Here is a 25,291-nt window from a genome sequence, read left to right on the forward strand (position 1 = left end):
CAGCCTGGGAGCGGTGGAACGCAAGGGACGGGCCCGGAATTCCTCCGGGCCCGTCCCATGTGTGCTGTGCGAGGCCCGCGGATCAGCGGTGCCCCGTCGTACCCCGTGGGTGTCCGTCCGTCGGCACGTGGTCAGCGGCCGGCGGACGGGGTGATCAGCGCCAGCGGAAGAGCGAGGCGCCCTTCACCTGGATCGCCTTCTTGGCGGCGACGTTGCCCCACGGCACATTGCGGATCTGGCCGCTGCGGCCGCAGCCGGCGTTGAACCACTTCTCACGGCCGTTCTGGAAGCCCTTCACCTTGATGCAGGGCGCGCCGCGCTCGGCCTTCCACTGGTAGGCGGCCTTGTAGCTGGGGCTCCCCCAGGTCGAGCAGTTGGAGGTGATCTTCTTCCAGCGGAGCGGGACGCCGACCGCGCGCTTCCAGTCGCCGCCGCACTGGGCGCCGACGTCGGGGACGGCGGTGAGGGTGATCTCGACCGGCTTCTCCGCCTTCGGCGCGGGCTGGGCCGCGCCGGCGGGAGAGGCCAGGGACGACATCGTGGCCACGGAGACCAGGGTCAGCGCGCCGGTGGCGAGCTTTCGGGAAAGCTGCATCGTGTTCCTCCGTTTTTTCATTCCCCTTGCGGGGTGGGTCGCCTCAGATCATGGCCGGTATTCACTTCGGCCACCAAGCGACTTGAGGAACATTTGAGCCACTTCCCAATTCCGTTGTCCGTTTCAACATTACAGGCTGACATCCGCTCTGACCTGCATGTTTTCTTAACCCACCACGGGTCGTCCACCAGATGACGGGAGTCGATATCCGCCAGTCGAATACCACCGCCTGTTTATTCCCCCGCCATTGGGAGTGGCCGGAAAACTCTCTTCACCGGACACGTAAAAGGCGCCCCGGGAATTCCTTCCCGGAGCGCCTTCGTGAATCTTCGTACGGTCAGACCTTGATCAGTGCCTCCAGCGGAGCGCCGTCCAGCGCCGCCTCCAGCCGGGCCCGGCCGTCCAGGAAGCCCAGCTCCATCAGGACGGCGACCCCCGCGACCTGGGCGCCGGCCCGGCGGATCAGCGACAGCGACGCCTCGGCGGTGCCGCCCGTCGCGAGGACGTCGTCGATGACCATGACCCGGTCGCCCGGGCTGAGGTCCTCGGCGTGCACCTCGATCTCCGCGGTGCCGTACTCCAGGGCGTACGCCTGGCTGAGCGTCGCACCGGGCAGCTTCCCCGCCTTGCGGACGGGGATGAAGCCGACACCCGCGCGGACCGCCACCGGGGCCCCCAGGATGAAGCCACGGGCCTCCAGGCCCACGACCTTGGTGGCCCCGTGGCGGACGGTGAACTCCGCCAGGCTGTCCGTCAGCGCCGTGAACGCGGCCGGGTCCGCGAGCAGCGGGGTGATGTCCTTGAACACCACGCCCGGCTCCGGATAGTCCTGCACATCGCGGATACGGCTCAGCAGCAGCTCGGAGATCCCGGTCATCGGCGCTTGCCCGACGGACGGCCGCGGCCACGGCCACGGGACGGCGGCTGGGTACGCGGGCCGACGACGGCGGCCTGCGCCTCACCCGGCAGGACGTCCTGCGGGTCACCCTCGTCGTCGCCCTGCTCACCGGGGACCCGCTCGTCACGGGCGGCCTGCGCGCGCTTGGCGAGGACCCGCTTCTTGAGGGCCTTCATCTGCGGCTCGCGCTCCTTGAAGTCGGCGACGAGCGGCGTGGCGATGAAGATCGACGAGTAGGCACCGGCCGCGAGGCCGACGAACAGCGACAGGGAGATGTCGTTGAGCATGCCCGCGCCCAGGACACCGCCACCGATGAACAGCAGACCGGCGACCGGCAGCAGCGCGACGACCGTGGTGTTGATCGACCGCACCAGGGTGCTGTTGATGGAGCGGTTGGCGACCTCGCTGTAGGTGAACTGGGTCTGTTTGGCGAGGTCCTTCGACTGTTCCTTGAGCGAGTCGAAGACCACCACCGTGTCGTACAGCGAGTAGCCGAGGATCGTCAGCAGACCGATGACGGTACCCGGGGTCACCTCGAAGCCGACGAGGGCGTAGACACCCACGGTGATGGTGAGGTCGTGGATCAGGGCGATCAGCGCGGCCAGCGCCATCCGCCACTCGAAGGCGATGGCGAGATAGATCACCACCAGGATCATGAACACCGCGAGACCGGTCCACGCCTTGTTGGCGATCTGCTCGCCCCAGCTCGGACCGACGAGCTCGGCGTTGATCACCTTCGGGTCGACGTTCAGTTCCTTGGCGAGCATGGGACGGATCTGGTCGGCCTTGGTGGTGTCGACGTTGCTGATCTGGATACGCAGACCACCGGTGCCGAGCTCCTGCACGATCGCGTCGTGCCCGGCCGCCTCCTCGGCGACCTTCTCCGCCTGGCCGGCGGACACGCTCGTCTTCGGCGTGGTGAAGACGGCGCCGCCCTGGAACTCGATGCCCATGTTGAGACCGCGCACCCCGAGGCCCACGATCGCCGCGATGGTGATCAGTATCGAGACGCCGTACCAGAACGTGCGCTTGCCGACGAAGTCGTAGCCGACCTCACCGCGGTACAGCTTGGCGCCAAGTTCGCCGAGTCGCGACATGTCACGCCTCCTTCGGGTCGGTCAGCGGGGCGACGGGGCGACGGGAGCGGCGGACCGGGGGCTTGACGCCGAGCCGCTTCGGGTCGAAGCCGGACCAGGGGTGACCGTCCGAGAAGAACTTGGAACGGGCGGCCAGGGTCAGCAGCGGCTTGGTGAAGAAGAACACCACGAACACGTCCAGCAGGGTGGTCAGACCCAGCGTGAACGCGAAGCCCTGGACCTTGCCGACCGTGACCACGAAGAGCACCGCGGCGGCGAGGAAGGACACGAAGTCCGAGACCAGGATGGTGCGCCGGGCGCGGGGCCAGCCGCGCTGGACGGCGGGACGCAGCGTGCGGCCCTCACGGACCTCGTCCCGTACCCGTTCGAAGAACACGATGAACGAGTCGGCGGTGATACCGATGGCGACGATCGCGCCGCAGACGGCCGGCAGGTTCAGCGCGAAGCCGATGGCCGGGCCGAGCAGCGACATCAGCACATAGGTCAGCGCCGCGGACAGCAGCAGGGAGGCGATCGCGATCAGCGCCAGACCGCGGTAGTACACGACGAGGTAGATCACGACGAGCGCCAGACCGATGGCACCGGCGATGAGACCCGCTTCGAGCTGCTCCCCGCCGAGCGCGGCGGTGACGGTGGTGACGCTCTGCTCCTCGAACGTGAGCGGCAGGGCGCCGTACGAGAGCATGTTGCCGAGCGCCTCGGCGGACTTCTGGTTGAAGCCACCGGAGATCTGGGCGTTGCCACCGGAGATCGCGGTGCTCACGGACGGCGCGGAGACGATCTCACCGTCGAGGACGATCGCGAACTGGTTCTCCGGGGCGGGCTTGGCGGCGAGCTGACCGGTGATGTCGCCGAACTGGTCGGCGCCCTTGCCGTCGAAGGTCATCTGCACGATCCAGCCCTCGACACCCCGGGGGTCGATGGCCGCGCTGGCTTCCTTGATCCGCTTGCCCTCGACGGCGACCGGCCCCAGCGCGTACTTGAACTGGGACTCCGGGTCACAGGAGACGATGCTCTCGCCGTTCTTCGCCACGCCGGCCTTGGAGCCCGCGTCGGCGCGGGCAGGGGCGGTGGAGCAGTCGAGCGCTTCGAGCTTCTTCTGGAGGTCTGCGGGGATGCCGGGGGCCGCCGCGGGGGCCTCGGGGGCCACGGCGGAGGGGCTGCCGCTGGGCGCGGACGAACCGGGGTTCGTGGAACCGCTGGGGGCCGGGGTCTCGTCCTGGGCGGCGAGACCACTGGTGACCGCGCGGCCCTGGGTGGTGGCCGACGGGGACGGCGAACCCGGGGGGTCGGCGGAGGTCGAGCCGGACGGCTCGGCCTTGGCGCCCTTGTCCTTCTTGTCGCCCTCGGCCTTCTCACCGGAGGTGCTGGGCGACGGCTTGGGGGTGGCCTCGCCGCCCGCTACCGCGGGCATCCCGGCGAGCACCGGGCGGAACGCCAGCTTCGCGGTCGTGCCGACCTGCTCACGGGCGGACTCCTCGTCGGTCCCCTTGGGGATGTTGACGATGATGTTGTCGTTGCCCTGGGTCTGCACCTCGGCCTCGGAGACACCGAGACCGTTCACCCGCCGCTCGATGATGCCGACGGCGGTTTCCATGTTGGTCTTGTTGACCGCGTTCTTCTGACCGGGTTCGTTCTTCGCCTTGAGCGTGATGCTCGTACCACCGGCGAGGTCGATCCCGAGCCGCGGAGTAGTGTGCCCCGAAAGGAACATTCCCCCGGTGAGCGCCACCATGGCGATCAGGGTCAGGACCAGCGTGCGCCCCGGCCTGCCCTGTGCGCTCGGCTTACGGCCCTTCTTGGGTGCTGCCACCTTGTCGTTTCTCCCTCTCCAGCCGTCCCACGCGGGTCGGGCGCCGACGGCCGGTCACTGGTGTGGAGAGATGCGGCGTGAAGCCAGCACGACCCGGGAGCCGCCGCTCGTGAGCGGTCTCGGCGGGACTCCCGGGCGTGACTACTTCGCGTCCGACTCGCCGTCGGTCTTCTTCGGCTCGGCGTCGGCCGGCCGCTCGGCCTGGGCGGCCGGCGTGTCCTCGGTGTCCGGCTTGTCCTTGGCCTCGGCGTCGGACTTGCCGAGGTCGATCCGGGGACCGGCGCCGTCGGCCTCGGTGAGGGAGGAGGCGTCGTCGGGGACGGCGGAGCCGGTGATCTCGTCGGCGTCGTCGTCGGAGAACTCGGTGCCGTGGACGAGACGGTTGTACTCGTCGTCGTCCAGCACGGCGCCGATGGCGTTCTTGGCGAAGATCAGATGGACGCCGGGGGCGGCCTCGACGAGGACCGTGTCGTCACTGACCTCCTTGACGGTGGCGTACAGGCCACCGATCGTGCGGACACCTGATCCGGGCTGCATCTGGTCCCGCATCTGGACGGCCTGCTGCTGCTTCTTCTTCGCAGACCGGGTCATCAGGAACATGGCCCCGATGAGCACGATGAACGGGAGGAGGGTCACGAGACTCACGGGTCGGAACTTCCTTCAAGGGACCGCCGCTGCTGAGCGGCCTGATCGTTGGGGGTGTGTGATCGCCGTCCCGATAAGGGGGGCATCGGCGGAGTCTAAGCGAGTCCGCGCTGATGGAACAACGCTCAGCATGGCACCGGGGTTCCCGGCCCGGGGTGAGCGCGCGCCGTCACGCCCCGAACAGGTCCTGTTGTCCGATTCCGCCCGCGAAACCGCCGGGGGCCCGCTCAGGAGCCGTCAGTCCCAGATGCGCCCACGCGGCGGGCGTGGCCACCCGGCCACGGGGTGTACGCGCCAGCAGTCCCTCCCGGACCAGGAACGGCTCCGCGACCTCCTCGACGGTCTCCCGCTCCTCCCCCACCGCCACGGCCAGCGTGGACAGGCCGACCGGGCCGCCGCCGAAGAGCTTCAGCAGGGCCTCCAGGACACCGCGGTCCAGCCGGTCGAGTCCGCGCGCGTCCACCTCGTACACCCGCAGGGCGGCCCGCGCGATCTCGCGGTCGATCACCCCGTCGGCCTTGACCTGGGCGTAGTCCCGCACCCGGCGCAGCAGCCGGTTGGCGATCCGGGGGGTGCCGCGGGAGCGGCCGGCGATCTCGGCGGCTCCGGCGGTGTCGATCTCCACGTCGAGCAGTCCGGCGGAGCGGTGCACGACCCGCTCCAGCTCGGCGGGCTCGTAGAACTCCATGTGCGCGGTGAACCCGAAGCGGTCGCGCAGCGGCGGGGGCAGCAGCCCGGCGCGGGTGGTGGCGCCGACCAGGGTGAAGGGGGGCAGCTCCAGCGGGATCGCGGTGGCGCCGGGGCCCTTGCCGACGATCACGTCGACCCGGAAGTCCTCCATCGCCATGTAGAGCATCTCCTCGGCGGGCCGCGACATCCGGTGGATCTCGTCGAGGAAGAGGACCTCGCCCTCCTGGAGGGACGAGAGGATCGAGGCGAGGTCGCCCGCGTGCTGGATGGCGGGGCCGCTGGTGATCCGGATCGGGGCCTCCATCTCGGCCGCGATGATCATGGAGAGGGTGGTCTTGCCGAGGCCGGGGGCGCCGGAGAGCAGGACGTGGTCGGCGGTGGCGCCGCGCGCGCGGGCCGCCCGCAGGACGAGGTCGAGCTGCTCGCGGACCTTCTCCTGGCCGATGAACTCGTCCAGGTCCTTGGGCCGCAGCGCGGCCTCCACGGCCTGGTCCTCACGGTCCGCGGACGCGCCCACGAGCCGGTCGGCCTCGGTGTCGGGCGCCTCGTCGGTCGTGTCGTCCCGGTTCATCAGGTGTGTGCCTCGCGGTTCGGTGGGGCGGGGGGCGGCGGTGCGGGGGCGCTCAGCGGGTCCGGTTGAGGGTCTGGAGCGCGGCCTTCAGGAGCGGGCCCACCTGGGGGGTGCCGTCGGCGGCCTCGGCCTGCGGGGTCACGGCGGCGACCGCCTCGTCGGCCTCGCGGCCCGCGTAGCCGAGGCCGATCAGGGCGGCGTGGAGCTGGTCGCGCCAGCCGCTGACCGCGGCGGCGGCGACCGGGGCGGTGCCCCGGGGGGCGCCGAGGCGGTCCTTCAGCTCCAGCAGCAGCTTCTGGGCGCCCTTCTTGCCGATACCGGGCACGGCGACGAGCGTCTTCTCGTCGGCGGTGGCGACCGCCCTGCGCAGGGTGTCCGGGCTGTGCACGGCGAGCATGGCCTGGGCGAGCCGGGGGCCGACGCCGCTCGCGGTCTGGAGCAGCTCGAACGTCTGGCGCTCGTCGTCGTCGGCGAAGCCGTACAGCGTCAGCGAGTCCTCGCGGACGACCAGCGAGGTCGCGATACGGGCGGGGGTGCCGACGCGGAGGGTGGCGAGGGTGTTCGGCGCGCACTGCACGGCGATGCCGAGGCCGCCGACCTCGACCACGGCCGCGTCGGGGGCGAGGGCTGCGACGGGTCCGCTGACGAAGGCGATCATCGGGTGACCTTCCGGGCGAGGGGGCGGGCACGGCGGGCCTCGTCGTGCGCCTGCTGGAGGCGGTTGACCGCGGGGCCGCGCCAGATGTGGCAGATGGCGAGGGCGAGGGCGTCGGCCGCGTCGGCGGGGCGGGGCGGGGCGTCGAGCCGCAGCAGCCGGGTGACCATCGCGCCCACCTGCGCCTTGTCGGCCCGGCCGCTGCCGGTGACGGCGGCCTTGACCTCGCTGGGGGTGTGCAGGGCGACGGGCAGCCCGCGGCGGGCGGCGCAGAGCATCGCGACGGCGCTGGCCTGGGCGGTGCCCATCACCGTGGTGACGTTGTGCTGGCTGAAGACGCGCTCCACGGCGACGTACTGCGGGTCGTGCTCGTCCAGCCAGCGCTCGATGCCCCGCTCGATGGCGACGAGCCGCTGCCCCAGCTCGGCGTCGGCGGGCGTCCGCACCACTCCGACGCCGATCATGGTGAGCTGCCGCCCCGCGACGCCCTCGACCACCCCGACCCCGCAGCGGGTCAGCCCGGGGTCCACCCCCAGTACACGCACCCCGACCGCTCCCTTCGCTCACCTGTTCACGCAGGCTATCGGCTCCCACCGACAATCGGGGCCGACGCACGGACGGGCCGGCGGGGAGGGCTCCCCGGCGGCCCGTCCCGCGGGTGGGTCCGGCGCGTCAGGCGTCGACCTTCTCCATCACGTCGTCGGGGACGTCGAAGTTGGCGAAGACGTTCTGCACGTCGTCGCTGTCCTCCAGGGCGTCGATCAGCTTGAAGATCTTCCGCGCGCCCTCCTCGTCCAGCTCGACCTGCATGGTCGGGACGAAGTTGGCCTCGGCGGAGTCGTAGTCGATGCCCGCGTCCTGGAGGGCGGTGCGCACCGCGACCATGTCGGACGCCTCGCTGAGCACCTCGAAGGACTCACCGAGGTCGTTGACCTCCTCGGCGCCCGCGTCGAGAACGGCTCCGAGCACATCGTCCTCGCTGAGCTCGCCCTTGGGCACCAGGACGACGCCCTTGCGGTGGAACAGGTACGACACCGAGCCCGGGTCGGCCATGGAGCCGCCGTTGCGGGTCATCGCCACGCGCACGTCCGAGGCGGCGCGGTTGCGGTTGTCGGTGAGGCACTCGATGAGGACCGCGACACCGTTGGGGCCGTAGCCCTCGTACATGATCGTCTCGTAGTCGGCGCCACCGGCCTCAAGGCCACCACCGCGCTTGATCGCGGAGTCGATGTTCTTGTTGGGCACCGACTGCTTCTTGGCCTTCTGCACGGCGTCGTACAGCGTCGGGTTGCCTTCGAGGTCGACACCGCCCATCCGGGCGGCGACCTCGACGTTCTTGATCAGCTTCGCGAAGAGCTTGCCGCGTTTGGCGTCGATCACGGCCTTCTTGTGCTTCGTCGTGGCCCATTTAGAGTGGCCGGACATCTGCCTGTCTCCTTCGCGTAACCCATCTCCGTACGAACGCCAGCGATCCTACAAGGATCGCGCCGCCCGTATCTCGCGCACCGGGCGCACCGCGTCGGGTGCCCCGGTGCGCCCGTCAGCGGGTGACGGCGGCCGTCGCCATCGCGACGAAGAGGGCGTGCACCCGGTGATCGCCCGTCAGCTCCGGATGGAACGACGTGGCCAGGACGTTGCCCTGGCGCACGGCGACGATGTGCCCGCCGTGCTCGGCCAGCACCTCGGCGCCCGCCCCGACGGACTCCACCCAGGGAGCGCGGATGAAGACACCCTCCACGGGCTCCCCGGGCACGCCCTTGACGGCGACCGCGGCCTCGAACGACTCGTTCTGCCGCCCGAAGGCGTTACGGCGCACGGTCATGTCGATACCGCCGAAGGTCTCCTGGCCCGAACGCGGGTCGAGGATCCTGCCTGCCAGCATGATCATGCCCGCGCAGGTGCCGTACACGGGCATCCCGTCGCGCACCCGCGCGCGCAGCGGTTCCATCATCCCGAAGAGGACCGCGAGCTTGGAGATGGTGGTGGACTCGCCGCCCGGGACGACCAGGGCGTCGACCGCGGCCAGTTCCTCCGGACGGCGGACCGTCCTCGCCGTCACCCCCGCCGCGGCCAGGGCGGTCAGATGCTCCCGTACGTCGCCCTGGAGGGCGAGGACGCCGATGACCGGCGCCCCGGCCCCGGGTGCCGCTCCCGGGGCCGTCGTGATCGTCGTGGACGGGCTCGTCATGCCCTGCTGACCTGTGCCTCGCTGCTCGGTGGGGACGGGACGGGGACGCTCACCAGCCGCGGTTGGCGTACCGCTCGGACTCGGGCAGCGTGTCGCAGTTGATGCCGACCATGGCCTCGCCCAGATCACGGGAGGCGTCCGCGATGACCTTCGGGTCGTCGAAGAAGGTGGTCGCGCGGACGATCGCCGCGGCGCGCTTGGCCGGGTCGCCGGACTTGAAGATGCCGGAACCGACGAAGACGCCCTCGGCCCCGAGCTGACGCATCAGCGCGGCGTCGGCGGGGGTCGCGACCCCACCGGCGGAGAACAGCACCACGGGCAGCTTGCCGAGCTCGGCGACCTCCTTGACCAGCTCGTAGGGGGCGCGCAGATCCTTGGCGGCGGCGTACAGCTCGTTGTTGTCGTAGCCGCGCAGCCGGGCGATCTCGTTCTTGATCTGCCGCAGATGCCGGACCGCCTCGACGACGTTGCCGGTGCCGGCCTCGCCCTTGGAGCGGATCATGGCGGCGCCCTCGGCGATCCGGCGCAGCGCCTCGCCCAGGTTGGTCGCACCGCAGACGAACGGGGTGGTGAAGGCGAACTTGTCGGAGTGGTTGACCTCGTCGGCGGGGGTCAGCACCTCGGACTCGTCGATGTAGTCGACGCCGAGGGCCTGGAGCACCTGGGCCTCCACGAAGTGGCCGATCCGGGACTTCGCCATCACGGGGATGGAGACGGCCGCGATGATGCCCTCGATCATGTCCGGGTCGGACATCCGGGCCACCCCGCCGTCCTTGCGGATGTCGGCGGGGACCCGCTCCAGGGCCATGACGGCGACCGCGCCCGCGTCCTCGGCGATCTTCGCCTGTTCGGGGGTGACGACGTCCATGATCACGCCGCCCTTGAGCTGCTCCGCCATACCGCGCTTGACGCGCGCGGTGCCCGTGGCGGGGACGGTCTGGTCGGTGCTGGCAGGGGTGCTGGACACGGGTGACCTCACTCGGTGAAGAAGGTGTGTGCTCCACCGAGGAAACCCTTCCGGTCCGGCGGCCGACAAGGGCCAATGAACAGCCCGTGGATCGTTTTCGCCCGCGGCGGGGTCCGGTGGCCCCCGAACGGCGCCCCGGTGGACCGTGCGAGGGGTACCCGGAGTGGCCACGCGTGCCCTGCCGGTCGGCGTCGGCAGGACCTAGCGGTTGGGGCGGTCGGCGAGGGCGACCGGGGGTTCGTCGTCCATCTCGAAGGCCAGCGGGAACGGAGCGTGGCCGGCCAGCCGGAACCAGCGGACCTTGCGGTGCCGGCGCAGGGCGCGGGCCGCGCGGACGGCGTCGTTGTGGAAACGGCGCGCCATGGGGACCCGGCGGACGGCCTGCGCCAGTTCCTCGGCCGCCTCCTCGCCGCCCGGGACCTCGCGGACCGCCTCCACCTGCTGGGTCTCGCCGAACACGGCCCGCAGGGCCTGGCTCAGTTCGCTCTCCGCGACCTCGCGCTGGTCCTCCTCCGCCTGGCGGGCGGCGTGCGCGGCCTCGTACAGCACGATCGACGCGGCCGGGTCGAGGACCCCGGAGGTGGCCAGCTCCTGGGTGACGGAGGCGCGGCGCAGGAGCTGGGCGTCCAGGGCGGCCCGGGCGGCTTCGATACGGGTGTGCAGGCGGTCCAGGCGGCCCGCCGTCCAGCTGAGGTAGAGGGCGATCGCCACGAGTGCGGTGGCGATCCAGATCAGTGTCGAGGTCACCCCGCAAGGCTAACCGCCGGTCCGCCACCCGTTCCCCCGCCCGTACCCGAGCGGGTCGCCTTCGCTCGCGCCTCCGGGGTTCCCTGTGCTGGGCGTACTCGTCCCAGTGCGGGTCGTCCGTGGGTGCGCAGTTCCCCGCGCCCCTGGATGCTGCCCCGATCGGTTGTTCTCCGGGTGCGGGTCGGCCCTCGTCTTTTGCGCAGTTCCCCGCGCCCCTGGATGCTGCCCCATTACGGTCGCTCTTCGGGTGCGGGTCTGCCCTCGTTTTTGCGCAGTTCCCCGCGCCCCTGAAGGGGCACCCCCTTCCTCGCGCAGTCGCGCAGCTGCGGGAGGGGGTGGGCGGGAATCTCTGCTCGCAGACTCCGATGCTCTTCAGTCGGGTACGGGTACGTCGTACCGAGCGTGTCGGATCGAGGACGGAGAATCCCGACCGGCACCGACCCGAAGAACAAGCCGGACGCGCCCCAAAGGGGCGCGGGGAACTGCGCGAAAACGACGAGCGACGGCACAGGGACAAGTACGCCCTGCACAAGAGACCCGGGGGGGCGTCCACCGGCGAGTACCCGCACCCCCCGGGAAGGGATTATGTTCCGATGCCGAACCGGGCCCGCAGCCCGCTGGCCCGCTCATCCGTCGCGACGGCCGCCGCCCCCGCGGTCACCGTCTCGTAGACGGACAGGATGTCCGCCCCGACCGTGGACCAGTCGAACCGACGGACATGCTTGCTGCCGTGCCGGCTCAGCTCGGCCCGCCGCTCCTCGTCCCCGAGCAACCGCACCGCCGCACCCGCCAGCGCCCCCGCGTCCTCGTTCGCGAACAGCTCCCCCGCCGCACCCTGGTCCAGCACCTGCGCGAACGCGTCGAGGTCGGCGGCGAGCACCGGCGCGCCCGCCGACATGGCCTCGACCAGGATGATCCCGAAGCTCTCGCCGCCGGTGTTGGGCGCCACGTACAGATCGACGCTGCGCAGCAGCCGTGCCTTGTCCTCGTCGCTGATCATGCCGAGGAACTCGACCCGGGACCGCAGCTCCGCGGGGAGCGGTGCGAGGGCCTCCTCGGCGTCGCCCCGGCCGGCGACCAGGAGCCGGGTGCCGGGGCGTTCGGCGAGGATGCGGGGCAGGGCCTTCATCAGGACGGGCAGGCCCTTGCGGGGCTCGTCGATGCGTCCGATGAAGCCGATGGTGCCGCCCTGCCACTCGGGGCGTGGCTCGGCGTGCGCGAAGAAGTCGACGTCGACGCCGTTGGGGATGACGACGGCGTCGCCGCCGAGGTGCTCGACCAGGGTGCGGCGGGCGTACTCGCTGACCGCGATCCGGGCGCTGATCTTCTCCAGCGCGGCCTGGAGGATCGAGTACGCGGCGATCATCGCGCGGGACCGCGGGTTGGACGTGTGGAAGGTGGCGACGATCGGCCCCTGGGCGGCCCAGCAGGTCAGCAGGGCGAGCGAGGGCGCGGCGGGCTCATGGATGTGGATCACGTCGAAGGTGCCGTCGTGCAGCCAGCGGCGGACCCGCGCGGCGGAGAGGAACCCGAAGTTCAGCCGGGCGACCGAGCCGTTGTACGGGACGGGGACCGCGCGGCCGGCGGAGACGACGTACGGGGGCAGGGGGGTGTCGTCGTCGGAGGGGGCGAGGACGGAGACCTCGTGGCCGAGCCGGATCAGATGCTCGGCGAGGTCACGGATATGGAACTGGACGCCGCCCGGCACGTCCCAGGAGTACGGGCAGACGATGCCGATCCTCATGCGGTGGCCCCGCTTCGCGGGTGCGCGGGGTCGAGGTCGTCGAGCCACAGCCGTTGCAGCATGTGCCAGTCCTCCGGGTGCTCGGCGATCCCCGACGCGAAGGCGTCCGCGAGTGCTTGTGTCATGACGAACGTCCTCGCGGCCCGGTCACCTGAGCCGGGCACCTCGACGGGCGGGTGGACCCGGCCCCGCATCACGGGCGAGGAGTCGTACCAGAGGGTGACGGGGAGCAGCAGCGCGCCGGTCTGCTGGGCGAGCAGCGCGGGTCCGGCGGGCATCCGGGCGGTGGCGCCGAAGAACTGGACCTCGACCCCGGACGCGGACAGGTCGCGGTCCGCGACCAGGCACACCAGGCCGCCCGCGCGCAGCCGCCGGGCGAGGGTCCCGAAGGCGGCGCCGCCTTCGTGCGGGAGGACCTCCATGCCGAGGCTCTCGCGGTAGGCGACGAAGCGGTCGTACAGGGTCTCGGGCTTGAGGCGTTCGGCGACGGTGGTGAACGGGGTCTTCAGCTCGGTGGTGACCCAGGCCCCGGCGAGGTCCCAGTTGGCGAGGTGGGGCAGCGCCAGGACGACGCCGCGGCCGGTGGCGAGTCCGTCGGTGAGGTGGTGGAGACCGGCGACGTCGACCCCGGAGCGGATGCGCTGCTCGCTCCACGCGGGCAGCCGGAAGGACTCCATCCAGTAGCGCAGATAGGAGCGCATCCCGGCGCGGGACAGTTCGGCGAGCCGTTCGGGTCCCGCGTCCGGGACCACGCGCGCGAGGTTCGCCTCCAGGCGCAGGACGCCCTTGCCGCGGCGTTTCCAGACGAGGTCCGCGAGGGTGCGGCCGAGCCGGACGGCGACCGGTTCGGGGAGCTTCTTGGCGGTGGCCCAGCCGGCGCCGTACAGGGTGTCCGTGAGGCGCCCGGCGGTGCTCATGAGGCGGCTCCGCTGCCCTGCGGCTTCTGGTCGCCGGGGACCCGGGGCTGCTCGGCGTCGGCCTCGGCGGCCTCCCTGCGGACGGTGACGACCCGCTGGACGAGCGTGACGAGGCTGCCCACGGCGACGATCCACAGCGCGATCGGCAGCAGGATCTCGACACCGGGTACGCCGAAGGTGTGCATCCCGGCGAGACCGGCGGCGACCAGGGACACGACGAGGCGTTCGGCGCGCTCCACGAGGCCGTTCACGGCGACGGGCAGCCCGATCGACTCGCCCCGCGCCTTGGTGTACGACACCACCTGGCCGCTGGCCAGACAGAAGATCGAGACCGCGCAGAGGATGTTGTTGTCGCCCTGGCCCGCGTACCAGAGGGCGAAGCCGCCGAAGATGGCGCTGTCGGCGACCCGGTCGAGGGTGGAGTCGAGGAAGGCACCCCAGCGGCTGGAGCGGCCGAGCTGGCGGGCCATGTTCCCGTCGACGAGGTCGGAGAAGACAAACAGCGTGATGACGATCGTGCCCCAGAAGAACTCGCCCCGGGGGAAGAAGACCAGCGCGCCCACCACCACTCCGGCGGTTCCGAGGAGGGTGACCGTGTCAGGGCTCACCCCGCGGCGGATCAGAAACGCGGCGAACGGTGTGAGGACACGCGTGAAGAATGCACGCGCGTACTTGTTCAGCATGGCCTTCCCGGAGGGTCGGAGGACCGGGTGGCCCTTGCTGGCCCCCGGCTGGCCCATCGTAGCCACGCGCGGGCGGTTGCTCCCCCCGGGCACCGTGTGCCCCTGTGCGCGTGTACGACGTATGGACGCACCGTGACGGGAGTGAACGTCCGGAGGAACCGCGGGCACGGACCGCGGCGGACCCTTCGTAGGCGACCCCGCGGGTCCGCGCCCGGCGTACGCCCGGCACGGAACGGTGCCGCGGCAGGTCGCGGACCGGGTACGGGTGCGGGTGCGGTGGGCCGGGGCCGGTCGCGGGCCGGGTGCGCCGGGTCGTGCGCCGTCCCCCGGGCGGGCGGCCTTCCGCCGACCGCTGACGGATGACGGTGGCGCCGGATACGCTGAGTCCCGATCAGATCGACGGTGCGTACCAGTGTGCGATCCGGTCGCAGACCTGATCAACAGGTGTGCGGGACAGGCAAGTCGGGAAGGGCCGCAGAAGCGAAGGCGCGGCGGCGAGGGGGTTCTGCGGTGGCGGACGAGGGTTTCGATTTCAGGCCGGGGGCGCAGGTTCCGCTCTCGGGTGCGTCGGGTCAGACCGCGGCGACCACGGCACTCGCGTCGGCCGCGTACCGCGACAGCGACCTGGCGGACATCAAGCAGGCGGACAACGACCTGTACCAGTCCACGATCGCGGGGGGCCGCAAGTGGGCGTCCCTGTTCACGCCGAACCTCGGTGAGGCGTTCTCGCGGGCCGTCCAGACGCGCATGCTGGGCGGCGGCCGGGCGCCGCTGATCCAGTCGTTCGGGATCGATCCGCAGGCGGTCGTCGAGCACTGTCTGGCGGCGACCCGTATCCGCAAGCACCGCGACAGCTGGCTCACGGCGATCATGGCGCTGTGCGGGGTGGTGTTCCTGCCCGGGCTGCTCGGCTGGCTGCTGGTCTTCCAGCTCCGCAGGTGGAGTTCCGGTTCCACCAACAAGAGGATGTCCGCGCTCGGTACGACCCTGCTGTTCGCGGTGGGGGTGCTCGCGGTGATCATGCTGTGGCGGCTGCCGCTGCACGGCTTCTGGCCCTGGTACGCGCGGGCCGCGATCGTCGCGCCGGTGATCGGCTGGCTGTGGGCGAAGCGGATCTGTGAGCAGACCGCGGTGGATCTGCGCTCGCGCTGGGACGGGCTGCTGTCGGGCGGCGGGGTCGGGGCGAAGATCCCCGAGTCGGTGCCGACCTCCCCCAACGAGACGGCCGCGGAGGCGCTGCGCCAGGGGCTGGCCCGGCTCGGCGCGGAGCAGCAGTCGAACTCCGTGTTCTACGCGGGCCCCAAGGGCATCCTCGGGATGGGCACCCGCTGGGGCAGCTGGCAGCTCGCGGAGGATCTGATCCCCCGCGAGGAGGGCAAGGAGATCAATCCGTTCCGCAGCTGGGACGTGATCCGGTCCATCCACGACCAGCTGCGGATGCTGACGCGCGGGCCGCTGCACACGGGCGGGTTCCCGACGCCGTCGATACGGCACTGGATCGTCACCCCGGTCGGGGAGGGCGCCAAGTCGGTCTCCCGCCCCAGCGGTACGGATGTCGAGGCTTACCAGCTCAAGCCGCACGAGATACAGCGGATCTGCAACGAGCAGCAGTTCGGCAGCGGTGACCGCCACTATCTGGGCGTCCAGTTCACGTTGTGGGACGGTCAGCTGGTGATCACGATGATGATCACCGTGACGGTGCTGCACGAGACGCTGCGGATCGAGGTGACGGGGCACGCGCTGGGTCCGGTGCACGGGTTGTTCACCACGTCGTCGTCGCCGAAGACGAAGTCGGTCGCCAAGGCGATCAGGTTCTGGGAGACCAGGACGGTGTCGCTGCCGCTGATCGAGCCGGACGAGGTGGTGCGGCTGGCCGCGCGGGCGCCGTTCACCTGGTACCCGCCGCTGCTGGACTGGCTGGGCGGCAAGCTGGTCCTGCCGGAGCCGTTCGGGCTGCGGCACGCGTGGGCCTCGCAGCCGTGGCGGCACCGGTTCATGGCGGACGACGCGTTGCGGGCGGCGACGCCGGTGCTGCGTGTGGTGCACTCGGCGGCGCTCAAGGTGCTCAAGGAGAACGGGGTCGACACCGACAAGTTCGGTGCGCGGTCGTCGTTCCTGTCGGGCGCGGTGCAGGACCCGGCGCCTCGGAAGGCGGATGTCTACGATGCGTGACGCCGTCCGGCGGGGGTGAGCGGGGCGGTCGGTGCGGGTCCTTGGTGGCCCGCGCCCCCTTGGGTCTGTCCGGCTGGGCGCACTTCGTACCTGTGCCGTCGCTCGGTGGGTGCGCAGTTCCCCGCGCCCCTTTGGGTCTGTCCGGCTGGGCGCACTTCGTACCTGTGCTGTCGCTCGTCGTTTTTGCGCAGTTCCCCGCGCCCCTTTGGGGCGCCCCCGGCCGGTTCTTCGGGTCGGTGCCGGTCGGGATTCTCCGTCCTCGCTCCAACGCGCTCGGTACGACGTCCAGCGGAGCTACTGAAGAGCATCGGAGTCTGCGGGCAGAGATTCCCGCCCACCCCCTCCCGTGAGTCCTGCGACTGCGCGAGGAGGAGGGTGAAAAACAACCTCAGGAGGCTGAGGCGCCCCCGAAGGGGCGCGGGGAACTGCGCGAAGGACGAGGGCCGACCCGCACCCGAAGAGCGGCCGTAAGGGGGCAGCATCCAGGGGCGCGGGGAACTGCGCGAGCAACCACGGGCCACCCGCAGCCGAACGGGAACCGCAAGAGGCGCGACCTCAGGGGCGCGGGGAACTGCGCACCCACGGGCCGCCCGCACCCTCGCGGAGACCTGGGGACGGAGAGACCTGGGGGCGCGGGGAACTGCGCGAGGCCGCGGACTGCGGGGGCCTGTGGGGACGGGGCGGAGGGGTTACTTCGGCCAGGAGTCTGCGAGCATCGCCCGGGTGTCCGCCAGCAGCTGCGGCAGCACCTTCGTGTGGCCGACGACCGGCATGAAGTTGGTGTCACCACCCCAGCGGGGGACCACATGCTGATGGAGATGCGCCGCGATCCCCGCCCCCGCGACCGTCCCCTGGTTCATCCCGATGTTGAAACCGTGGGCCCCGGACGCGCTCCGCAACGCGGTCATCAACCGCTTGGTGAAGTCCGCGAGCTCCAGCGTCTCGGCCTCGTCGAGCTCGGTGTAGTCGGCGACGTGCCGGTAGGGCACGGCCATGGCGTGGCCGCCGGTGTACGGGTACAGGTTCAGCACGGCGTACACCCGCTCGCCGCGGGCGATGATCAGCCCGTCCTCGTCCGACTTGGCGGGAATCGCGCAGAACGGACAGCCGTCGTCGACCCCGGGGCCGGTCGGCTTGTTCTCCCCTTGGATGTACGCCATCCGATGGGGCGTCCACAGTCGCTGGAAAGCGTCCGGGACACCCACTCCGATCTGCTGTTCCGGCTCACGCGAAGTCATGCCAAGCAGCATAGGACCCCCGGGCGGACGAGCCGCCCGGGGGCCGTGGGCGCGGGGCCCGTCAGATCTGGGTGCGCTCCGCGACGACCTGGGCGATCTTCGCGAGGGCGTCCCCGACGGGGATGCCGTTCTCCTGGGAGCCGTCGCGGTAGCGGAAGGACACGGCGCCGTTCGTCATGTCCTCGTCGCCCGCGATGACCATGAACGGCACCTTCTGCTTCTGCGCGTTGCGGATCTTCTTCTGCATCCGGTCGGAGGAGGAGTCGACCTCGACGCGCAGCCCCTGCTTGCGGGCCTGCTTCGCGAAGTCCTCCAGATAGGGCACGTGCCCGTCGCCGATGGGGATGCCGACCGCCTGGACGGGTGCGAGCCAGGCGGGGAAGGCGCCCGCGTAGTGCTCCAGGAGGACCGCGAAGAAGCGCTCGATGGACCCGAACAGCGCACGGTGGATCATGACCGGGCGCTGCTTGGAGCCGTCGGGGCCGGTGTACTCCAGGTCGAACCGCTCGGGCAGGTTGAAGTCGAGCTGGACGGTCGACATCTGCCAGGTGCGGCCGATGGCGTCCTTGGCCTGGACGGAGATCTTCGGCCCGTAGAAGGCGGCGCCGCCCGGGTCGGGGACCAGCGGGAGGCCCTGCTTCTCGGCGACCTCGCGCAGCGTCGCCGTGGCCTCCTCCCAGATCTCGTCGGAGCCGACGAACTTCTCCGGGTCCTTGGTGGAGAGCTCCAGATAGAAGTCGGTGAGTCCGTAGTCGCGCAGCAGGTTCAGCACGAAGGTCAGCGTCGAGTCGAGCTCGTCCGCCATCTGCTCCTTGGTGCAGTAGATGTGCGCGTCGTCCTGGGTGAAGCCGCGGGCCCGGGTCAGCCCGTGCACGACGCCGGACTTCTCGTACCGGTACACGGTGCCGAACTCGAACAGGCGCAGCGGCAGTTCACGGTAGGACCGGCCGCGCGCGTCGAAGATCAGGTTGTGCATCGGGCAGTTCATGGGCTTGAGGTAGTAGTCCACGCCCTCGTCGAGCTGCATGGGCGGGTACATGCCGTCGGCGTACCAGTCGAGGTGCCCGGAGGTCTCGAAGAGCTTCCCCTTGGTGGCGTGCGGGGTGTAGACGAACTCGTACCCCTCCTCCTCGTGGCGGCGCCGGGAGTAGTCCTCCATGACCCGGCGGATGATGCCGCCCTTGGGGTGGAAGACGGCGAGGCCGGAGCCGATCTGGTCGGGGATGGAGAAGAGGTCCAGCTCGTTGCCGAGCTTGCGGTGGTCGCGCTTCTCGGCCTCGGCGAGGAATTCGAGGTGGGCCTTCAGCTGGTCCTTGGAGGGCCAGGCGGTGCCGTAGATGCGCTGGAGCATCGGGTTCTTCTCGCTGCCGCGCCAGTACGCGGCGGCGTTGCGCATCAGCTTGAACGCGGGGATGTTCCGGGTGGTGGGCAGGTGCGGACCCCGGCAGAGGTCCTTCCAGCACAGCTCGCCGGTCTTCGCGTCCAGGTTGTCGTAGATGGTCAGCTCGCCGGCGCCGACCTCGACGTCCGCGCCGTCGTCGTGCGAGGCGGAGCCCTTGATGCCGATCAGTTCCAGCTTGTACGGCTCGTCCGCGAGCTCCTCGCGGGCGTCGTCGTCGCTGACGACGCGGCGGGAGAACCGCTGGCCGCGCTTCTGGATCTCCTGCATCTTCTTCTCGACGGCCTTGAGGTCCTCGGGCGTGAACGGCTTCTCGACGTCGAAGTCGTAGTAGAAGCCGTCCTTGACCGGCGGGCCGATGCCGAGCTTGGCGTCGGGGAAGAGTTCCTGCACGGCCTGGGCCATGACGTGGGCGGTGGAGTGGCGCAGGATGTTCAGGCCGTCCTCGGAGGAGATGTCGACGGCCTCGACGCTCTCCCCCTCGCGCAGCTCGTACGCCAGGTCCTTCAGCTCGCCGTCCACCCGGGCGGCGACGACGGAGCGCTCCCCGGGGAAGAGGTCGGCGGCCGTAGTGCCCGTGGTCACCACGCGTTCTTCCCGCTCGGAATCGCGTTGGATGACCACACGGACGTCTGACACCGGACTCTCCTGCCTGAAGGTGGGGGCGGTACCGCATGCGGGTACGCGCTCCCCCGGATCGTACCGAGCGGGGGGCGTCCACCGCGAAACGGCGGTCCGGAGCGTGGGCGGCCCCGGGTGACGGTCGCGGTACGGAGGGTGTTCGGCGGGTGGGGGCGGAGCGTCAGTGGGGCGCGGCGCGAGGGCTCCGTCTCCCCCGGCGGGGCCCCGTGGGTGCCGGGTGCGGCGGCGGGGGTCGCGCGCGGTCGCCCGGTCGTTCCTCTTCCCCGCCCCGGGCGCTCATGGCCGGGGTGTGAACGCCCGTGTCCCGCGGTCCGGTTCGGCGTATCGCGTGGACGGCCCGGGTATCACGCCAGCAGCAGCGGCACTGGGGCAACTGCTGGAGGCGCGGGAGGGGTTGGGTGGCCTTGACGCTTTGGTACGAGGGTCCGTTGGTGGCCTTCGACACGGAGACCACGGGTGTGGACGTCGAGTCCGACCGGATCGTGTCGGCGGCCGTGATCTGCCAGGACGCGCCGGGCGGCCGTCCCCGGGTCCGGCGCTGGCTGGTGAATCCCGGGGTGCCGATCCCCGAGCAGGCGACGGCGGTGCACGGTCTGACGGACGAGCAGGTGGGGCGGACCGGGCGGTGGCCGGCCCCGGTGATGGAGGAGATAGCGCGGGAGCTGAGCGGGCACAGCGCGGCGGGCCGCCCGCTGGTGGTGATGAACGCGCCGTTCGACCTGACCCTGCTGGACCGGGAGTTGCGCCGTCACCGGGCCAGCAGCCTGGGGCGCTATGTCGAGACGAGCCCCTTGCAGGTCCTCGACCCCCGGGTCCTGGACAAGCACTTCGACCGATACCGCAAGGGCCGCCGGACCCTGACGGATCTGTGCGCGCTGTACGGGGTGGAGCTGACGGGCGCCCATGACGCGGCGGCGGACGCGCTGGCGGCGACGGAGGTGGTCCGGGCGGTGGGGCGCCGGTTCGCGTCCCGGCTGGGCCGGTTGTCCCCCGCGGAGCTGCACACCTTGCAGGCGGTGTGGCACGCGACGCAGGCGCGCGGACTCCAGGCGTGGTTCGCCCGTACCGGGAGCGAGGAGGCGGTGGACCCCGCGTGGCCGCTGCGCACCGGACTGCGGGCGGCGGTCTGAGCGGGGTGCCGTGGATGTGGCGGGGGTGTGCGGACACAGAAGAACCGGCCCGTCTGCTGACGGACCGGTTGTCTCCGGGTGGGCGATACTGGGTTCGAACCAGTGACCTCTTCGGTGTGAACGAAGCGCTCTCCCACTGAGCTAATCGCCCGGGAACGAGCTGAACAATACAGGTCTCCGCGCTCCTCGTTCAAACCGGTCGGCCGGGGCGGTGACCGGTTCGGTCAGGGCGAGCGCAGCAGCGCGGTGAGGCCGCGCCGTCCGCCGCGCATCATCCACGCGTGATTGAGGAGGAACAGGGGCCGTCCGGGCACCGCGAGCCCGCGCATCAGGGGTTTGCGTACCTCGACCTCCTGCTCGTAGCGCGCGATCGTGCCCGCTCCGCCGGGCCGCAGGGTCCAGCGGGCCCAGCCGTCGAGATCCCCGCTCATGGCGATCTCCAGGACACCGGCCGCACGGTCCCGCCGGGTCTCCGTGGCGGTGACCACCAGTTCGTAGGGCAGGAACGAGCGGAACCGTCCCGTACCGCCCGCGCCGGACGTACCGCTGCCCGTCACCGAGCGGACCTGCGGCCACCAGCGGGGGTAGTCCTCGGCGCGTTCCAGTACCGCGAACACGGCGTCGGGGGGCGCGGGCAGGTCCCAGCGGCTGAGGAAGCGGTATCGGCACCAGTCCATACGGGGAGTCTGCCTGGCCGGACCCCTCCCCGTACCTGTCCGGCGCCGGCCGTCCATCCCTCGGAACGCCCCGGGGTGTCCGGCGGCCCGTTCCCGGCGTCGGCGCGCGGGGGCACATCCGGACATTCGTCCCCAGAACCTGAGTACGCCCTGAGTACGCGCACTCATGCCGGGCCCGGTGGCCACGATCACACTCACCGCTATGACGAACAATCCGACCCCGGCCGAGGAGTTGCGCTACCTGGACCGTGAGCTGGGGCATCTGGACGCCCGGCGGGCCCAGCTCCTGATGCGCCGCGCGTGGCTGGTGGCAGCCATCGGGGCGGCCGCCGCCGCGCCCGCGGGTCCGTCCGCCGCCGCGCCCGCCGGGGCAGCGGGTCGGCGTCCCGAGGCGCGGGCCAGCGGGGTGCAGAACACGCTGCTGGTCCTCGGCGGTGTGCTGCTGACGGTGGCGGCGATCGCGTTCACGCTGGTCAGTTGGGGTCGGATGGGCATCGTCGGCCGGTCGTCGGTGCTGGGCGCGGTGACGGTCGCCGCGCTCGGTGCGCCGGTGCTGCTGCTGCGCAGGGGGCTGCGCTCGACGGCGGAGACCGTCGCGGGCATCGGTCTGGCGCTCACCGTGCTCGACGCGTACGCCCTGCACCGGGTGGCGCTGCCGGGGGTGCCGGGCACGGAATGGACGGCCGCGTCGGCGGCGGCGCTCGGCGCCCTGTGGGCGGGGTACGGGCTGCGGTGGCGTGCGCTGCGGCTGCCGCTGCCGGCCGCCGTGCTGGTCGTGCAGCCCGCGCTGCCGCTGTGGGCACTGGCCTCGGCGGCGGACTTCCCCGTGGTCGCCGGAGCGATCGTGGTGACCAGCGCGTCCGGCGCGGCGCTCGCCCTGCGCGTGACGACGCCCGCGCTGCGGACCACCGCCGCCGTCGCCGCCCTGACGAGCGGTCTGGGCGCCGTGCTGGCGAGCGGGTGGCAGGCGTGGTCGGCCACCTCGGGTCCGGACATCGCCGCGGGGGCCGTGCTGCTGGCGTCGGTGGCGGTCCTCGCGGTGGCCGTGGCCCACGCCTCGGGCCGTCCCGGGATCGCGCTCACCGGCGCCCTGACGGGCGGTCTGCTCGCGGTGGCCGCGCTCGGTGTCGTCCCGGCGAAGGCCCTGCCGGGCGACTGGCCGGCGGCCGGCTGGCTGCTGTGCGCCCTGGCGCTCGGCGTGACCGTCCTGCTGCCGGGGACGTCCCCGCTGCCGCCGGGCCCGGTGCGGCGCGGTCTGCTGCTGGCCTCGGGCATCGTGTCGGCGGGTGCGGCGCTGTGGTCGGCCCCGGTGGTCGCGGTGGGCCTGGTCGGACCGGTCCGGAACACGGAGGACGTCTGGTCGGGTGCGGGCGCCGATCCGCTGCCGTCGCCGCTGGACGCGAGGCTCCCGGACCCGCTGGTCGTGCTCCTGGTGCTCGGCGCGCTCGCCGTCGCGCTGTACGGGTACGCCGTGCTGGCGCGGCGGCGCGGCGGTCACGGTCCTTGGCCGTCGCTCGGTGCGCTGGTCCTCGCCTGGGGCGCGGCGCTGGTGCTGCCGCTGACCCTGCGGCTGCCGTACTGGGCGGCGGTGGCGGCGTATCTGGTGCTGACGACCGTGCTGCTCGCGCTCGCCTGGTTCGGGCGCCCGGTCACCGCTCCCGGTCCGGGCGCGGCCCCGGCCGTGCCACCGTTCCCCCACCCGGCGCTGGCGCTCGCGGTGCTGACCTCGCTCAGCACCGCGTTCCTGGCGCTGGCCGCCGAGGTGGCGACCCTCACGGTCCTGGCCCTGCTCACCACGCTGTTCGCGGTTACGTGCACGGCCCTGCGGTCCGGTGCGGGCCCCGCGCCGACGGCGGCGCCGGTCGCGGCGGTGGCCGCGTTCGCGTACGGCACCGGTCTGTTGGGCGCGGTCGCCGCCTCCCTGGAGCTCGGGCCGACCGGAACGGCGCTGCTGCTCCTGGTGGCGCCCACGGCCGCGGTCGTGCTCGCCGGGTGGCTCGGCGACGATCCGCTGACCCCGGCGGTCGAGATCACCGGTGCGGTGGCGGCGCTCTTCGCTGTCGGTGTCGCGATGTCCCACGCACCCGCGCTCGCGCTGGTCCTGGGGCTGTGCGGGGTGCTCGCCGGAGCCACCGCGCTGCGCTCCGGCCGGCGGTCCGTGGGGTACGCGGCGGCGGCGCTGTTCCTGCTGGCGGCCTGGGTCCGGCTGGCCGCGTGGGAGGTCGGGACCCCGGAGGCGTACACACTGCCGGTGACGGTGCCCGCGCTGGTGGTCGGGCTGCTGCGGCGACGGCGCCCGGGGACCACGTCCTGGAGGGCGTACGGACCGGGCCTCGCCGCGACACTGCTGCCGTCACTGGCGACGGCCTGGAGCGACCCCGGGTGGCCGCGTCCGCTGCTGCTCGGGACGGCGGCGCTCGCCGTGACCCTGCTCGGCGCCCGGCACCGGCTCCAGGCTCCACTGGCCCTGGGCGGCGCCACCCTCGGCCTGGTGGCCCTGCATGAACTGGCCCCGTACCTGGTCCAGTTGGCGGGGGTGCTGCCGCGCTGGCTGGCCCCGGCGCTGGCCGGGCTGCTGCTGCTCGCGGTGGGGGCGACGTACGAGCACCGGCTGCGGGACGTACGGCGGGCCAAGGACGCGCTCGGCCGGCTGGGGTGAGGTGCCGGGCGCGGGCGGGGTCCGGCGGTTTCCGGCCCGGGTCCGACCGCTCCCGGCGAGGTCCGACGGCTCCCCGCTGAGACCGGCCGGCTCCCGGACGCGGTCCCGCGGGCGTCGGCGGTGGGACGGTCGGTGTGCGCGGGGCGTGACTTCGGGCGGCGGCTTCGAGCCGTGGCGACGGAGGGTGACGTGCCGGGGCATGACTGGGGGACGCGGCTGGAAGCCGCCGTCCGAATCCCGTCCGTCGAAACGGGTGAATCCGGCATATCGATCGGGCGTACCAGAGGTGTCGGCCCCATGAACCGTTCGGCCGGGGTGAACTGATAACCGGTCAGAATCCCTGCGGACCAGCAGAGTTCCGGGCGATGGAATTCGCCGGAAATCGACGGTGGCAATTCCATGACGAACACGCACGGTGAAGAGTCGCGACAAATGCCCGCGGCCCGAAGGCGATAAGCCTTCGGGCCGCGGGTCCGGGGTGGGCGATACTGGGTTCGAACCAGTGACCTCTTCGGTGTGAACGAAGCGCTCTCCCACTGAGCTAATCGCCCGGACGCACGGAGAACATTACCGCATGTCAGCCGGTGCCCCGGACCAGCCCCGCCCCGGACCCCGCCGCACCGGGCGCGGCGGGCCGGGACCGGGTCGTCACCACTTGACCTTCCAGGGCAGCTCCAGCCCGAACTTCCACAGGTAGACCCCCATGAGCACGGCGATGATCGTGAGACCCAGCGCGGTGAGGATCATGTTCCGGCGGCGCACCTTCGGGTCGAGAGCACGCTGTGCCGCCTCTGTGACCTTGCGTTTCGTCCAGCGGAGCACCAGCTGCGCCCAGACGAACTCGGTCGCCCAGATCGCCATGCCGCCGAAGATGACCAGCCAGCCGGGACCCGGCAGGACCAGCATCGCGGCACCCGCGCCGACGACCGCGAGGCCCACCACGAAGACCCCGACCTGCCAGCTCAGATGCAGCACCTTGCGGCGCTGGACGTACTCGGGGGCCCGAGAGCCCAGCGGGCGCTCCGGCTGCTCGTCTTCCGCGTCGTCGGTTGCCAAGGCCACCTTCCCCGTTCCGTCACTCCCCGTATTCATACGGACAAACCTACCTGAAGGAATCCGGTCACCGGAATGGTCCCGTGGTACGAACAATGACTCCGCCGTACG

At 71.7% G+C, this 25,291-nt stretch carries 22 protein-coding genes and 2 tRNA genes; 3 read left to right on the forward strand and 21 right to left on the reverse strand.

Annotation, left to right across the window (positions count from 1 at the left end; translation table 11 throughout):
- Positions 1-154: 154 nt before the first annotated feature.
- From AB852_RS23215 to pgsA, 15 genes are all read right to left on the reverse strand, one after another.
- Positions 155-595, reverse strand: a complete 441-nt coding sequence (locus AB852_RS23215; protein WP_073792052.1) for a hypothetical protein — start codon at positions 593-595, stop codon at positions 155-157.
- Between the two features lie 337 nt (positions 596-932).
- Complete coding sequence (locus AB852_RS23220) at positions 933-1,472, reverse strand: adenine phosphoribosyltransferase (RefSeq protein WP_073792055.1); 540 nt, start codon at positions 1,470-1,472, stop codon at positions 933-935.
- Positions 1,469-2,590 (reverse strand): protein translocase subunit SecF, encoded by a 1,122-nt coding sequence (gene secF, locus AB852_RS23225; protein ID WP_073792058.1) that lies wholly within the window; start codon positions 2,588-2,590, stop codon positions 1,469-1,471. The genes AB852_RS23220 and secF overlap by 4 nt, the downstream gene beginning before the upstream one ends.
- Position 2,591: 1 nt before the next feature.
- Positions 2,592-4,403, reverse strand: a complete 1,812-nt coding sequence (gene secD / locus AB852_RS23230; RefSeq protein WP_073792061.1) for a protein translocase subunit SecD — start codon at positions 4,401-4,403, stop codon at positions 2,592-2,594.
- A 141-nt stretch (positions 4,404-4,544) separates the two neighbouring features.
- Complete coding sequence (gene yajC / locus AB852_RS23235; RefSeq protein ID WP_073792064.1) at positions 4,545-5,048, reverse strand: preprotein translocase subunit YajC; 504 nt, start codon at positions 5,046-5,048, stop codon at positions 4,545-4,547.
- Between the two features lie 169 nt (positions 5,049-5,217).
- Positions 5,218-6,309, reverse strand: a complete 1,092-nt coding sequence (gene ruvB, locus AB852_RS23240) for a Holliday junction branch migration DNA helicase RuvB (protein WP_073792067.1) — start codon at positions 6,307-6,309, stop codon at positions 5,218-5,220.
- A gap of 52 nt (positions 6,310-6,361) precedes the next feature.
- Complete coding sequence (gene ruvA / locus AB852_RS23245) at positions 6,362-6,967, reverse strand: Holliday junction branch migration protein RuvA (RefSeq protein ID WP_073792070.1); 606 nt, start codon at positions 6,965-6,967, stop codon at positions 6,362-6,364.
- Positions 6,964-7,509 carry a crossover junction endodeoxyribonuclease RuvC gene (ruvC, locus tag AB852_RS23250; protein ID WP_073792073.1) on the reverse strand — a complete coding sequence of 182 codons (546 nt, stop codon included), beginning with the start codon at positions 7,507-7,509 and terminating at the stop codon, positions 6,964-6,966. The genes ruvA and ruvC overlap by 4 nt, the downstream gene beginning before the upstream one ends.
- A gap of 127 nt (positions 7,510-7,636) precedes the next feature.
- A complete protein-coding gene (locus tag AB852_RS23255) occupies positions 7,637-8,389 on the reverse strand; it encodes a YebC/PmpR family DNA-binding transcriptional regulator (RefSeq protein WP_073792075.1) in 753 nt (250 codons plus the stop codon).
- Between the two features lie 115 nt (positions 8,390-8,504).
- Positions 8,505-9,152, reverse strand: a complete 648-nt coding sequence (gene pdxT / locus AB852_RS23260) for a pyridoxal 5'-phosphate synthase glutaminase subunit PdxT (RefSeq protein ID WP_073792078.1) — start codon at positions 9,150-9,152, stop codon at positions 8,505-8,507.
- A 49-nt stretch (positions 9,153-9,201) separates the two neighbouring features.
- Positions 9,202-10,131 carry a pyridoxal 5'-phosphate synthase lyase subunit PdxS gene (gene pdxS, locus AB852_RS23265; RefSeq protein ID WP_405646384.1) on the reverse strand — a complete coding sequence of 310 codons (930 nt, stop codon included), beginning with the start codon at positions 10,129-10,131 and terminating at the stop codon, positions 9,202-9,204.
- Positions 10,132-10,320: 189 nt separating this feature from the next.
- Complete coding sequence (locus AB852_RS23270) at positions 10,321-10,866, reverse strand: hypothetical protein (protein ID WP_073792083.1); 546 nt, start codon at positions 10,864-10,866, stop codon at positions 10,321-10,323.
- A gap of 583 nt (positions 10,867-11,449) precedes the next feature.
- Positions 11,450-12,610, reverse strand: coding sequence for a glycosyltransferase family 4 protein (locus tag AB852_RS23275; protein WP_073792086.1), 1,161 nt, complete (start codon positions 12,608-12,610; stop codon positions 11,450-11,452).
- Positions 12,607-13,527, reverse strand: a complete 921-nt coding sequence (locus AB852_RS23280) for a phosphatidylinositol mannoside acyltransferase (RefSeq protein WP_073792089.1) — start codon at positions 13,525-13,527, stop codon at positions 12,607-12,609. The genes AB852_RS23275 and AB852_RS23280 overlap by 4 nt, the downstream gene beginning before the upstream one ends.
- Entirely contained in the window at positions 13,524-14,267 is a 744-nt protein-coding gene (gene pgsA, locus AB852_RS23285; protein ID WP_073792092.1) for a phosphatidylinositol phosphate synthase, read from the reverse strand. The genes AB852_RS23280 and pgsA overlap by 4 nt, the downstream gene beginning before the upstream one ends.
- 453 nt (positions 14,268-14,720) lie before the next feature.
- Between pgsA and AB852_RS23290 the strand changes: the two genes are divergently transcribed.
- Positions 14,721-16,382, forward strand: coding sequence for a hypothetical protein (locus AB852_RS23290; protein WP_073792094.1), 1,662 nt, complete (start codon positions 14,721-14,723; stop codon positions 16,380-16,382).
- Between the two features lie 689 nt (positions 16,383-17,071).
- Here the strand turns inward: AB852_RS23290 and AB852_RS23295 are convergent.
- Entirely contained in the window at positions 17,072-17,632 is a 561-nt protein-coding gene (locus AB852_RS23295) for an HIT family protein (protein ID WP_073792097.1), read from the reverse strand.
- A gap of 49 nt (positions 17,633-17,681) precedes the next feature.
- Positions 17,682-19,658 carry a threonine--tRNA ligase gene (gene thrS / locus AB852_RS23300; RefSeq protein ID WP_073792099.1) on the reverse strand — a complete coding sequence of 659 codons (1,977 nt, stop codon included), beginning with the start codon at positions 19,656-19,658 and terminating at the stop codon, positions 17,682-17,684.
- A 407-nt stretch (positions 19,659-20,065) separates the two neighbouring features.
- Between thrS and AB852_RS23305 the strand changes: the two genes are divergently transcribed.
- Positions 20,066-20,791 carry a 3'-5' exonuclease gene (locus AB852_RS23305; RefSeq protein ID WP_073792381.1) on the forward strand — a complete coding sequence of 242 codons (726 nt, stop codon included), beginning with the start codon at positions 20,066-20,068 and terminating at the stop codon, positions 20,789-20,791.
- 79 nt (positions 20,792-20,870) lie between these two features.
- Here the strand turns inward: AB852_RS23305 and AB852_RS23310 are convergent.
- A tRNA-Val gene (locus AB852_RS23310) sits at positions 20,871-20,942 on the reverse strand.
- A gap of 73 nt (positions 20,943-21,015) precedes the next feature.
- Positions 21,016-21,468, reverse strand: a complete 453-nt coding sequence (locus AB852_RS23315; protein ID WP_073792102.1) for an SRPBCC family protein — start codon at positions 21,466-21,468, stop codon at positions 21,016-21,018.
- A 202-nt stretch (positions 21,469-21,670) separates the two neighbouring features.
- On the opposite strand from AB852_RS23315, the gene AB852_RS23320 reads away from it, so the two are divergent.
- The gene (locus tag AB852_RS23320) at positions 21,671-24,127 is read left to right on the forward strand and encodes an SCO7613 C-terminal domain-containing membrane protein (RefSeq protein WP_073792382.1); all 2,457 of its coding nucleotides are present in this window, start codon (positions 21,671-21,673) and stop codon (positions 24,125-24,127) included.
- A 479-nt stretch (positions 24,128-24,606) separates the two neighbouring features.
- On the opposite strand, the gene AB852_RS23325 is transcribed toward AB852_RS23320, so the two are convergent.
- Positions 24,607-24,678 (reverse strand) — tRNA-Val (locus AB852_RS23325).
- A 97-nt stretch (positions 24,679-24,775) separates the two neighbouring features.
- Positions 24,776-25,219, reverse strand: coding sequence for a TIGR02611 family protein (locus AB852_RS23330; protein WP_073792105.1), 444 nt, complete (start codon positions 25,217-25,219; stop codon positions 24,776-24,778).
- Positions 25,220-25,291: the final 72 nt, after the last annotated feature.

It is taken from the genome of Streptomyces uncialis (assembly GCF_001905345.1).
Lineage (GTDB): Bacteria > Actinomycetota > Actinomycetes > Streptomycetales > Streptomycetaceae > Streptomyces > Streptomyces uncialis.